Annotated in this window: 7 protein-coding genes; 6 read left to right on the top strand and 1 reads right to left on the bottom strand. The window is 35.5% G+C overall.

Annotation, left to right across the window (positions count from 1 at the left end; translation table 11 throughout):
• Nucleotides 1-15 precede the first annotated feature (15 nt).
• From BXU01_RS14135 to BXU01_RS14120, 4 genes are all read left to right on the top strand, one after another.
• Entirely contained in the window at nt 16-1,653 is a 1,638-nt protein-coding gene (locus BXU01_RS14135) for a glycosyl hydrolase family 18 protein (protein ID WP_083693798.1), read from the top strand.
• A gap of 386 nt (nt 1,654-2,039) precedes the next feature.
• Entirely contained in the window at nt 2,040-4,916 is a 2,877-nt protein-coding gene (locus BXU01_RS23765) for an RICIN domain-containing protein (RefSeq protein ID WP_255373773.1), read from the top strand.
• A 696-nt stretch (nt 4,917-5,612) separates the two neighbouring features.
• Nucleotides 5,613-8,465: an RICIN domain-containing protein gene (locus BXU01_RS14125; RefSeq protein ID WP_255373772.1), complete on the top strand. Its 2,853-nt coding sequence runs from the start codon at nt 5,613-5,615 to the stop codon at nt 8,463-8,465.
• A gap of 362 nt (nt 8,466-8,827) precedes the next feature.
• Nucleotides 8,828-10,771 (top strand): metallophosphoesterase, encoded by a 1,944-nt coding sequence (locus BXU01_RS14120; RefSeq protein WP_083693797.1) that lies wholly within the window; start codon nt 8,828-8,830, stop codon nt 10,769-10,771.
• 190 nt (nt 10,772-10,961) lie between these two features.
• Here BXU01_RS14120 and BXU01_RS14115 read toward each other — a convergent pair whose 3' ends face one another.
• Nucleotides 10,962-12,023, bottom strand: coding sequence for a phosphatidylinositol-specific phospholipase C1-like protein (locus BXU01_RS14115; RefSeq protein WP_083693796.1), 1,062 nt, complete (start codon nt 12,021-12,023; stop codon nt 10,962-10,964).
• 269 nt (nt 12,024-12,292) lie between these two features.
• Between BXU01_RS14115 and BXU01_RS14110 the strand changes: the two genes are divergently transcribed.
• Nucleotides 12,293-12,817 (top strand): RNA polymerase sigma-70 factor, encoded by a 525-nt coding sequence (locus tag BXU01_RS14110; RefSeq protein WP_083693795.1) that lies wholly within the window; start codon nt 12,293-12,295, stop codon nt 12,815-12,817.
• 83 nt (nt 12,818-12,900) lie between these two features.
• Nucleotides 12,901-13,824 (top strand): FecR family protein, encoded by a 924-nt coding sequence (locus tag BXU01_RS14105; protein ID WP_083693794.1) that lies wholly within the window; start codon nt 12,901-12,903, stop codon nt 13,822-13,824.
• Nucleotides 13,825-13,841: the final 17 nt, after the last annotated feature.

The raw sequence follows: 13,841 nt of genomic DNA, 5'->3' as shown, positions 1-13,841 counted from the left end.
TATTAAACAATTATTATGAAAAACAATTACAAAAGAATGCCGTTAAAATGGATGGTTATTTTAGTATTGGGCGTTTTCAATTTATCGATGGCCCAGAAAAAAGTAATCGCTTATGTCCCAAACTGGGTTGACCTGAATTCCTTTTCGAGTACTATCCAGTATAGTAAACTAACGCACATAAATATTGCGTTCGAAAATCCTGATGCAAACGGATATCTCTCTTACAACTCCGGAAACACGACTCTTATTAATGCTGCCCACAATCAAAACGTAAAAGTTTTTGTTTCGCTTGGCGGAGGAGCAATTTCTGAAGGAGGAGCAATTAGAGATAATTATTTTAATTTGATTACCTCCGGAAACAGAACAGCATTTATCCAGAAAATATACGATTATGTCGTAGCACATAATTTTGACGGAGTAGATGTTGATCTTGAAGGACCTGCAATCAATGGTGATTACGGCGGATTTGTAATTGCTCTTGCGGCTAAATTGCATGCAAATGGTAAACAAATTACAGCAGCACTTTCTGAAGGATATGGCGGTGCAAATGTACCAGCGTCTACTTTTGCAGCTTATGACTGGATCAATATCATGGCCTATGATGCAACAGGACCTTGGGCTCCTGGATCTCCGGGACAACATTCTCCTTACAGCATGGCAGTGAATCAATTTAATTACTGGACAGGGAGAGGATTACCGGCAAGTAAAGCAATCATTGGTCTTCCGTTTTACGGATATGGTTTTGGAGCTTCTGCAAATCAGGGAATTTCTTATGCCAATATCGTAGCCCAGTATCCTGGAGCAGAAAATCAGGATCAGGTAGGAAACACGATTTATTATAACGGAATCCCAACCATCAAAGCAAAAACAACTTTTGCAATTCAAAATGCAGGCGGAGTTATGATTTGGGAATTATCTCAGGATGCTACCGGTTCAAAATCATTATTAACAGCCGTAAATCAGGTTATTACAGGAAGCAATCCACCAACAGGTACAGGAACTTTAATTCAGGCAGAAAGCTATTCATCTATGAGTGGTATTCAGACTGAAGCAACAACAGATACTGGCGGAGGTCTTAATGTAGGTTACGCAGATACAGGAGACTGGATGGCTTATTACAATGTTAATTTCCCTACTTCAGGAAATTATGTAATTGAATATCGTGTTGCAAGTGCTGTAACCGGAGGAAGATTATCTTCTGATTTAAGTGCCGGAACTATTCAGCTTGGTGCTGTCAATGTACCTAATACCGGAGGATGGCAAAATTGGCAAACCATTACGCAAACCGTAAATGTAAATGCCGGAACATACAATTTCGGAATCTATGTTCAAAATACAGGTTTTAATCTAAATTGGTTCAGAATCACAAAAGCGGCTTCAGGTTTGGCGGCAAAATCAGCGCCTTCAGAAGTTGTTGCAGAACAATTTGTAGCCTTAAATGTCTATCCAACTTCTGTAGACAGCACACTATCTATTACTCAGGATGTAAGCAATGCTAATGTGAGTATCATTGATTCTCAAACCGGTGCAGTTGTTTCAGGGCAAAAAGTAAATAACAATAGCGTAGATGTTTCGCTTTTAAAATCAGGTATTTATTTGATTGTTTTTGAAAAAGATGGTGCACAAACCGTGAGACGTTTTATTAAAAAATAAGTTTTTGTTAAAAGCACTATTTCTTCTTTTTGATCGAAAGAAGGGATAGTGCTTTTTTTTCAATTAAAAATTGAGAAATAAAAATTAGAATTTATTTCAATCTGTGTGGGAATTTTTGTCTCAGATTTAGAGATTGAAAAAAAAAAATTATACAGATTCTGCAGATTTTTATTATTGTCTTCGAGTGTAGTTTGTCATTTCTACGAAAGAGAAATCTCCGCGAGAATCTCCGCAATGAGAACCAATCTTTGTCGGGTTTTAGTGAGGTTGCTTCGTTCCTCGCAATGACATAAAATGAGAATAATATCTGCTCAATCTGCCAAATCTGCGAGAAAAATAAAACACAGCAGCATATTTAAAAAGTAACCCCAAACCTTAAATATTATATGAAAAACAATTACAGATTTCGGTTAAGTTTATTTGTTTTTATTGTTTTTAGCAGTTTTGCCGTTGCGCAAACTTCTTTAGGCTCGAGTAAAACATTCATGAACAATTTAAAAAACGGACTTTCAAGTGCTACTTCCAAAAGCACTACAGAGAAAACCATTTTGCTTCAGGCAGAGAACAAAAACTTCAATGCAAAAATCAATTACAAAAAATCTGATGCTTCAAGTGAATTTTTGATTGGAGAAATCAAAAATGTAGCAGAATCTTCTTTTTATATCAAAGTGATGGATAAATCCCTTGAAGGACACGTCATTTTTAAAAAGACAAGAGAAGCTTACAAATATTACTCAGATGCTCAGGGAAATGCCTTTGTTTCTAAAGTTGATATCAATACATTAGTTTGTATCGATTATAAAAATGTTCCGGAAAGTACCAATAAAACAACCAGTAAAACAGCTGCTGCAGCAATTGCTCCGGCTTTATTAAACCTGCAAAGTTTACCAGGCGGCGCAGGCTGTGTTTTATTAGATTTTGATGGCTATAATATGCCGGCAGGAAATCTCTGGAATAACGGAAACGCCATAAATGCAGCACCATCCGGAATGAGCGATGCCGATGTACAGCAACATTGGGAAGTAGTCTCAGAAGATTACCGACCTTTTAACCTGAATGTTACGACAAGTGAAGCCGTTTTTAATTCATACCCAAGAAACAGAAGAATGCGTGTGGTGGTGACTCCAACCAATACTGCAGCCCCGGGGGCGGGAGGTGTGGCATATATTGGTTCCTTCAATTGGGACAATGATGTACCTTGCTGGGTATTTATTACTTCGGGTAAATCTGGTGGAGATGCCTCTGCGCATGAAGTAGGGCATACTTTTGATCTGGGCCACGATGGCCGTACAAATCCTGTTGAAGACTATTTTGTGGGCATAAACAATACTTCGTGGGCGCCAATCATGGGAGCAGGATATTACAGACCTGTGGTACAATGGAGTAAAGGAGAATACGATTATGCAAATAATAAACAAGATGATGTCGCTACTATTGCCGGAACTAAATTTGGCGTAGGATACAGAGGTGATGATTACGGAAATAATACAGCTTCTGCAGCCACTTTAGATTATAATGCCAGCGGTGCTATTAATCAGAAAAACGGAATTATTTCCAGTGAAGCCGATTATGATTTTTTTGCGTTTACAACAGGCGGAGGAAATGTCTCGATCAATGCCAATACAGTGGGACGAGATGGAAACCTGCATCTTTTGATCAGATTGTATAATGCCGCAGGTGCCGAAATGGGAACCTATTGGAACTCTGATCCTTTTGCATTAAATGCGTCTATGAATGTGAATTTGCCGGCCGGTAAATATTTTATTGGTGTTGATGGTACAGGAGCAGGAAGCGCCGGTTATGGCGGATATTCAGCTTACGGTTCTATTGGTAGTTATTCCGTTACTGGAACGATTCCGCCGGGAGGAAACATTGCACCTTCTACTGATGTCATTACGGTTTATAAAGATTGCAATTATACCGGATTTTCTGGAGGTTTGACTATTGGTGATTATAATCTGACACGATTGAATGCGTTAGGCGTTTTAAACGATGATATTTCGTCGCTTAAAATCACTCCGGGTTTTCAGGCAATTTTGTATCAGGATGATAATTTTACAGGCGCTTCAACAGTAATTAATTCTGATAATTCGTGTTTGAATACAACATGGAACGACAAAGTAAGTTCAATCAGAATACTTGCAAACGGAGTAACGACTTTAGGAAATCAGACTTTCTTTTTGCAAAATAGAAACAGCGGATTGAATATGGATGTCTGGAATGCCAGTTTAGCCAATGGTGCCAATATCGCACAGGGAACTGTAAATTCAGGAAACAATCAAAAATATACTTTCACACATTTGGGTGATGGTTTGTATAAAATTATTGCCAATCATAGCGGTCAGTCTTTAGATGTAAATAATTTTAATAAAGATAATGGTGCCAATGTAGAACAATATCCGTATAACGGAACAACAAATCAGCAATTTGTCGTGACTTCGACTGGAGACGGATTTTATAAAATAGTGGCCAGACACAGCGGTAAAATTGTTGAGGTTGCCGGAGCGAGTACCGCAAATGGTGCAAATGTACAGCAATGGCAGGATAACGGTCAGACTTGCGGACAATGGAAGTTGATTGCAACAACAACTGCTCAAACTTCAACCTTGATTCAGGCCGAAGATTACTCAGCTATGAACGGAATTCAGACAGAAGCTACAACAGATGCTGGCGGAGGCTTAAACGTTGCTTATACAGATACCGGAGATTGGCTGGCGTATAACAGTATCAATTTCCCTACAACAGGTTCTTATTTGATTGAGTATCGAATAGCAAGTGCTGTTGATGGTGCTAAAATCTCTTCGGATTTAAACGGAGGAACTATTATTTTAGGCAATGTAGATATCCCAAATACAGGTGGATGGCAAAACTGGCAAACCGTAACACAAACTGTAAACGTAAATGCCGGAACGTATAATTTTGGAATTTATATTCAGACCAGTGCGGTAAATATCAACTGGTTCAGAATTACCAAAATTGGTGCTGCCGCAATTACTACTGAATCTTCATTGACTATTGCAGACGAAGAGACGAAAGATGTAGCATTAAACGTATATCCTAATCCGGTCTCAGAAACGCTTTTCTTTACTACAGATGTAGTAGGAGGAACAGTTAAAATAATCGATTCCCAAACCGGAAGTTTGGTTAAAACACATGAAATCAGAGATAACAGCATAAATGTTTCCGGTTTAAACCGTGGCGTTTACGTGATTGTTTTTGATAAAGACGGTAAACAAACTGTTAGACGTTTTATAAAAAAATAATAGTTGTTAGTTGTTTTTATTTCAACCTTTGTCAAACTTGTAGATTTGACAAAGGTTTTTACCCAATAATTAAAATAGCTTAAAGGCTGTCAGAAATGGCAGCCTTTTTTATTTGTGTAAAATTCACAAAGCTCATAGCTGAAACACTTTGTTACCAATAGCTATCGAAATTGTGAAAGCAGTGTTTATGTAAAGACTTATATGTATAAACTTAGCGTTCTATGCGTTTTAATTATTCTTTATTAAGAAGTAAAAAGTGTTTTTTATCCTGAATTCTTCAAAAAAAGAAAAGAACATTTTGTTTTTTGAACCCAATACTAAAATTATTCAACATCCATTAAATCAATTGTTTACTACGTTTAAGCCATTTATTTGGGACTAATTTAAAATTTAAAGAAAAAACTTATTAATAAAATAAAATGTAGTATAATTTTTACTATATTTGATATGCTAAAATTATAACTTATTGATTAACAATGAGTTATTTTGTCTTGTATCGTTTTTTTTACTTCAAATAATTACGCCTGATGCGTTAATCTATTAAACAATTACTATGAAAAAAAATTACAAAAAGAGAAGACGAAAACCCGTGATCGAGTACTGGAACTTTTTAGGCAACGTTCAATAAATTGCTTTCGAAAATCCCGATACAAACTGCTATTTCTAAATAATAATATAACATTAAATAATATAAACATGAAAAACAGTACCCGATTATGGCTGAGTTTAATAGTTGTTATTGTCTTAAGTAATTTTGCAGCAGCACAAACTTCTTTAGGTTCGAGTAAAACGTTTATGAAGAATTTAAAAAAAGAGCTTGCAAAGAATCAGAAAACAGTTTCGCTTAAGGTTGAAAATTCAAAAACCTTTACAGCAAAAATAAATTTTAAAGAATCTAATGCCTCCGGTGAATTTTTAGTTGGAGAAATCAAGGATGTTCCCGAATCTTCTTTTTATATAAATGTGAAGAATAAATCACTTGAAGGTCATATCATTTTTAATAAAACAAAAAAGGCCTACAAATATTATTCAGATGCCCAAGGAAATGCTTATGTCTCAAAAGAGGATATCAATAAACTAATTTGTATTGATTATCCGAAAGCTTCTCAAAATCCAGGGAAAGTAACCAGTAAAGCAGTTGCCGAAATTGCTCCGGCTCTATTGCATTTGCAAAGTTTACCGGGTGCACCAGGTTGTGTATTATTGGATTTTGACGGGTACTATATGCCTCCGGGAAATCTTTGGAATAATGGAAACGCCATAAATGCAGCACCATCCGGAATGAGTGATGCTGATATCCTGGAGTTCTGGGAACTAGTAGCAGAGGATTACAGACCATTTAATCTGAATATAACTACAAGTGAAGAAGTTTATAATTCGTACCCTAAAAACAGAAGAATGCGTACTGTGGTAACTCCAACACAGACAGCCAGACCAGGAGTTGGAGGCGTTGCTTATGTTGGGTCTTTTAATTGGGATAATGATGTTCCTTGCTGGGCATTTGAACTTTCAGGTAAAAACGGTGGAGAAGTTGCATCACATGAAGTTGGCCATACCTTCGACCTTAGTCATGATGGGCTTGAAGATGGTGCAGAATATTTTGTGGGAGTACCCGGAACATCTTGGGCTCCAATTATGGGTACAGGATATTACAGAGAAGTGGTACAATGGAGTAAAGGCGAATATAATAATGCAAGTAACAAGGAAGATGATATTGCAATTATTTCAGGTCCTAAATTTGGAATAGGGTTTAGACCTGATGATTATGGAGATAATGCCGCTACTGCATCTAATATAGAATATAATATGAATGGAATAATTTATAAAAAAGACGGGATCATTTCTACTCTGGGTGATCAGGATTTGTTTACGTTTACCACAAAAGGGGGAAATGTTGCTATCAATGTCAATACGGTTTCGAGAAATGGCAATATTCACCTTGCAATGAGATTGTTTGACGATTCTGGCAGCGCGATAAATGCGTATTATAATCCTGATCCATTTGTATTAAATATTTCTTTGAATGTAAACTTACCTGCAGGTAAATATTTTCTACGAGTAATTGGGATAGGAGCAGGCTATCCAGTTTCCGGAGGATATTCTTCTTATGATTCACTTGGAAGCTATTCTATTACCGGAATTATTCCGCCGAGTGCAATAAGCGCTTCAAGCGATGTAATTACGGTTTATAAAGATTGTAATTATGAAGGATTTTCCGCAGGGTTAACAATTGGAGATTATGATTTGGATCGTTTGAACTCTTTAGGAATTTTAAATGATGATATTTCTTCACTCCGTGTAGCAGAGGGGTTTCAGGCTATTTTATATCATGATGATAATTTCACTGGAACTTCAACCATAATCACTTCAAATAATAGTTGTTTAGATACGTTTTGGAATAATAAAGTAACTTCTGTTCGTATCCTTGCAAATGGTGTAACAGATTTGGGAAATGCAACTTACTTTTTACAAAACCAAAACAGTTTTATGGACATGACTGTTTTGGGTAGCAGCACAGCCAATGGAGCTAATATTATTCAAGGGGATTCACGTTCAGCTGCAAACCAGAAATTTACTTTTACCCATTTGGGACATGGATTGTACAAAATCATTGCTAATAATAGCAATAAGTCCCTGGATGTAAATAATTCCAGTAAACTCAATGGTGCCAATGTGGTACAAAATGAATATAGCGGGACACCTAGTCAACAGTTTGTAGTAGTAGCTGCAGGTATTAGATCTTATAAACTTATTGCCAGACACAGTGGTAAATTAGTTGAAGTTGCAGGAGGAGATTTTGATGAAGGTGCCAATGTACAACAATGGGAAAACAATAACCAGACCTGGGGACAATGGAGATTATTTTCGACAACAGTTGGGCAAACGTCTCGTTTAATACAAGCCGAAGATTATTCTGCAATGAGCGGAATCCAGACAGAAACTACAACAGATACTGGCGGGGGTTTACATGTAGGCTATACTGACAGAGGCGACTGGCTGACATATAACAATATTAATTTTCCAACATCAGGGGCTTATCTAATTGAATACAGAGTTGCAAGTGCTGTAAACGGCGCAAAAATATCAGCTGATCTAAATGAAGCAACAATTCAGTTTGGCAGAGTAAATATCCCGAATACAGGAGGATGGCAAAAATGGCAAACAGTATCTCAGACTGTAAATGTAAATGCAGGAACGTATAATTTTGGAATATCTATACGAAATAGCGGTGTAAATATTAATTGGATCCGAATTACAAAAGCCGAAACAGGAGCAATAGTTCCGGAAAATTCATGGGATATTGCAAATGAAGAAAAGGATGCTGATTTTTTAAATATTTATCCAAATCCTGTCGAAAATACCCTTTTTATAACCACAGATTTAACCGGAGGAAATATAAGTATTATAGATTCCCAAACCGGAAGTTTAGTTAAAACTCATGAAATCAGAGATAACAGCATAAACGTTTCCGGTTTAAACCGTGGTGTTTACCTCATTGTTTTTGATAAAGACGGTAAACGAACTGTGAAACGTTTTATAAAGAAATAATAGTTGTTAGTTGTTTTTATTTCAACCTTTGTCAAACTTGTAGATTTGACAAAGGTTAACACAATCTTGTCAGAAATGGCAAGATTGTTTTTTTATACAGGTTTCCGTTTTTTTATTTTCCGCTAGTAAAATTATTAACCTTGCACAATCATTCTTTGTGTGCAATTATATTTGATTCAACTTATCACAAAAAATAAAAACTTTGCGCCTTCGCGACTTTTCGAGACTAAAAAAACTAGCACTCAGTTAGCAACAAAAATTATCATTCCGTAACACTACCATAAAACTATTTCAGGTTTTAATGTATAAAATTGCAAATCGTTTTAAAAACGTTCCTAATCTCATTTGCAAAAGCTTAACCTATGATTTCTAAAATTAATTCTCCTTATAAATATTGTTTTACTTTTCTGTTTTTTATTTTATTGAATGCTGGTATTTCGGCACAAAAACAAAAGAATCTCGAAGGCGTTCAGGTTGCATTTTTATCTGATGTTCACTTGCAGGATCTATTCGGAACATTTTCTGATAACGATTATAAGGGCATTCTGAATACGAAAACCGGAAAATATACGTTAATTAGAACAATGGCGTCTCAGTTGCATTCGACCCGAATTTTCAATGAAAACTATTTTGCTTTTATAGCCGCTCTAGAAGATATCGCAAAAAGAAAGATAAAATATGTGGCACTTCCGGGAGATTACACAGATGATGGTCAGCCAATTCACGTAAAAGGATTAGAGAAAATCTTAGATCAATACAGAAAAAAATACAATATAGAGTTTTTCATCACTACAGGAAATCACGATCCTGTTGGGCCTTTTGCACAAGAATCCGGTAAAGAAGATTTTTTAGGAAAAGAAGGAAAAAGTCAACCCATTTATAGCAAAGTCGGCCTGTATACGCCAAACTTAACAATCGAACAGCCTGTAGTTATTACTGCCGATATTGCTAAAATGGGTTATTTAGGAATCACTGACAATCTGAAAAACTTTGGTTTTTATCCAAACAAAAAATACAAATTCTGGGCAACTCCATTTTCTACTTATACCAATCAGGATTATAGTTTCGAAAAAGCCTCACAAGCCGCTTTATTATCAAATCGCGTTTATAATGTTGCACCGGGATTTGAAGTTCCGGATGTGAGTTATGTCGTTGAACCTGTTGACGGACTTTGGTTAATGTCGATTGACGGCAATGTTTATATTCCGAAGAAAAACGATAGCGATCCCAAAGATTCTAAAAGTTATTCAGAAGCCAGTACGGGATATAATAATGTACTTTCGAATAAAAAACACCTTATAAAATGGGTAGAAGAAATTTCGGAGCAAGCCAGACAACAAGGTAAAATCCTGATTGCTTTTAGTCATTTTCCCATGATTGATTTTAATGACGACGCTTCTGCAGAAATAAAAGAACTTCTTGGACCAAATAAATGGCAATTGAACCGCGTTCCGGTTGAAGAAGTGGCGCAGGTTTTTGCAGATGCAGGATTGAAGATTCACTTTGGCGGACACATGCATATTAACGATACCGGAACCAGAACCACGGCAAAAGGAAATACTTTGGTTAATATCCAGACGCCATCGCTGGCAGCATATATTCCGGCGTATAAATTATTAACGATCAAAAAAGATAATCTGGTCGATATTCAAACCATTACAATCGATGAGGTTCCGGGATATGACGAACTTTTTGATTTGTACAAAATGGAATATAAATTCCTGCAAAGCCAAAAGACAAAAGACATTTGGAATAAAGAGATCCTGAAAACAAAAAATTATCACGATTTCACAGATTTTCACCTGAAGGAATTGATTCGTTTAAGATTTTTAGCTGATGATTGGCCTTCAGCTTTCAAGAATTTTATATTGAATGTTTCTGGTGAAGATTTATTGGTTCTGGCTAATATTCAATCTGATAAAGATTTTGATGAGATCCTGAAAAACAAGGAAAATTTCAAAAAACAATGGACAGAAGCTGAAGATAAAGCAGAGAAATTTCTAACAGAAAATAAGCTAAAAAAACAAGATTTCAATTGGACAGGTTATGATTTGCTGGTAGATTTCTACCGTTTTAGAAGTGCCGATGAACTTGCTTTAGCTGATGTGGGAACCGCAAGGGCAAAACAATACAAACTAATATCTCAATTGTTTTTTGAAAATCATAAAGAAGGGGCATCAAAAGAAAAAGTGCTGCAAAACCAAATGCGATTGTTTCTGATGATCTTTAATAAATTCATGCACGAAGTTCCGGCAGATCATTTTAGTGTAGATTTAAAGAGTGGCGAGATTAAAAGTTTGAAATGAGAAATAGAACACGGATGACGCTGATTCGCTAAAGCGAAAACGCAGATTTAAACGGATTTTTTTATTTTGTCATTTCGAAGAATGAGAAATCACACTCGGAAATCGATAAAGTAGACCTGACAGGTTTTTAAAACCTGTCAGGTTTAACCCCAAAAACTGAATACTGAGACTGAATACTGAGACTGAAAACTTACTCAGCTCCATTTACAGGATCAACTCTCACATAAGTTCCATCATCATATTTTATCTGATAAGGAGAATTGAATAAAGTGCTTGGCAAATAATAATCGGTTGTAATGACTTGTGCACCGGATTTTTTGGCTGCTTCAAAATGCGTATAATCATTTGCGCGGGCTTCTTTAGTATCAGAGTCGGCTCTGGTTCTTATTATATATCCTTTTTTTACTAAATCGCTGATTTCAGGATCTTCAGAGTTGTTTCTGAATAATGTTGCAGCTTCGGGTTTTCCAGGATCAGCGTTGATAAAAACGGCACGGCCTTTTAAGGATGGATGGTTTTGGGCATACAAATCTCTTTTGGCCCCATTATTATCCAAAATAAATAAAAATTTACCTTTTGCTTTTTTCAGCGTTGGCCAATTATTATGCAATACCGCTTCTTCCAGCGTTTTGTATTTTCCTCGCACCATATCGGGAGTAATCAATTTATCTCCTAAACCTTTACGAAGTTCTGCATCTAAGGCATCAAATAATTCGGGTGTAAATTTCTCTGCTTTTGTACCTAGAAAACTGTCATCATCTTTTGGTTCCAGCGTAATAAAAACCGGAACGTGATCCGGATTGGCATCAGACCATTTTTTTAATTCGGCAAGACAATTTTGAAGCGTATAACAAGAGGTTCTAAAATCAATATCGATCATATGAAAAACTTTAAAACCCGGTTTTTTCATCTCTCCGTTCGGGTCATAAGCTTTTTCTGATTTAGCAATATCCAATCCTTTTGGGTGAACATATTTGCCGCCTTTAGGATCTGCCTGAACATCAATTTCCAGATTTCTTAAACCTTTATTCAATTGATCAGTAATTGGAATATGCGTGTATTGCAATCCTTTCAGAGAACGTGAAGTATCTTTTGCCTGAATAAAATTGTATAAATCCGGTTCAATATTCTGGCGGTAACTATTGTGAGAACCAATTACCTGAATTTGATTGATCTTTAAATTGTCGCCTTGGGCATTAGAATTACTAATTGCGGCACCGGCAATTAATAATGTAAACAGAGTTTGTTTCATAATTGTTTGAATAAGAATTACTGAAATAGAAGAGGGGATTTGACAAATGAGAAGTTTGCCTTTTTTGAGAATACTAAAGTAGAATCAACATCTGATTTTTATGTTAGTTTAAGAAAAAGAAATCGCAAACCCAGTGTCATTTTTAGATCAAAAAAGTAGTATTAATAAAGCAAAAGAATTCATTCCTTAATTTAAAGTTAACCTTCAGGAAAAAAACATTGGTATAACATTTTATTATTTTACATCACGAAACAGTCCCCAATTTTGTTATGAAGAATCCTGAAATATTTGAAAAAACGTATAACGATTACTGGAAAAAGCTAAATGCTTTTTCGTATACGATGACTCAGGATAAAGACTTGGCACAGAACATTGTTCAGGATGTATTTATTGATTTATGGGAACGAAAAGATGACTTGAATATTCATGCGATCGAACCTTATTTGTTTCGTGCGGTAAAAAATCAGGTTTTCAAACATTATCAAAATAATAGGTTTGACAAGACGATTCTCGAAGATAAATTCGAAGATTATATTATTGATAATTTCAGCTCGATCGATCCTGAATTAACAGATTTACTTTATTCCTTATTAGATAAACTTCCGGAGAAACGAAAAGAGGTTTTACTAATGTATAAATTTCAGGACATGTCAATCGATCAGATTGCAGAAGAACTTGGAATTTCGAAACAAACGGTGAAAAACCAAATTTCATCAGCTTTAAAACAATTGCGCGAAGGCTTGAAAGATCTTGCCTGGCTTGCTCCATTCATTATATTGAATCAAAAGTTTTAAGATAACTTTCTGTTAATGGTTTCATAATATTTCTCCATAGTACGATTTTGCAATTCTGGTACTTATTGGTAATAACAAGTATTATGATAAAAAGAATCAAGCATAGCTTAGAACATTTAATAGATAAAAGTTCCCGAAATAAAACATCTGAAGCAGAAGAAAATCTATTGAATGATTTTGCTTTAAACGAATATCAAAACTCAAATTGGGACGAAACTTCGATGGGAAACCCAAATGAAGTTTCTCAAAATATATACGACAATATTCAAATTAGAATAGGGAAAAAGAAATCTTTTAATCCTTATTTAAAATATATGGCAGCTGCCAGTATTCTTTTTTTGGTTGGTTTAGGATTTTTATATACACCAAACGTTACAGCCGAAAAACAAGTCTCATTTAAAACGTCAGATACCCCCAAATCTATCGAATTAAGTGACGGCTCGAAAATTTATCTGGCAGCAAATTCATCATTTCAGTATCCTGAAAAATTTATGGGCGACGAAAGAAAAGTTTCTTTACTAAAAGGGAATGCATTTTTTGAAGTGGCCAAAGACAAAACACATCCTTTTATTATTAGTTCAGGCGAAATAAAAACAAAAGTTGTGGGAACGTCCTTTCACATCCAGTTATCAAAATCAAAATGTGAAGTAATTGTTGTAACCGGAAAAGTAAATGTTTCTGCAAAAGGGCAAAGCGTTGATCTGGTTCCAAACGAAGAAGCCTTGTTTACAGCTGAAAAATTAACCAAACAACTGGCAGATAAATCCTTTTTGGTCAATTGGTACAATACAGATATTACCTTAAATCAAACTACGCTAAAACAGGTAATTACCATTTTACAATATAAATACGGTGTTTTATTTCAATACAATGACGAGCGTGTATTGGCAACTCCGCTAACGGTATTCATTAAAAAGGATGCGACGTTAGAAAGTATTCTGCAGCAAATAAATTATATCACAAACCTAAAATTTAAAGTTTATGGCGAAATAGTAAGAGTGGATTAAAAAACAAAAAAAAGCAG

It is taken from the genome of [Flexibacter] sp. ATCC 35103, assembly GCF_001975985.1.
Lineage (GTDB): Bacteria > Bacteroidota > Bacteroidia > Flavobacteriales > Flavobacteriaceae > Flavobacterium.
The sequence above is the reverse complement of the archived record's forward strand: the minus strand, read 5'-3'. Positions and strand labels throughout refer to the sequence as shown.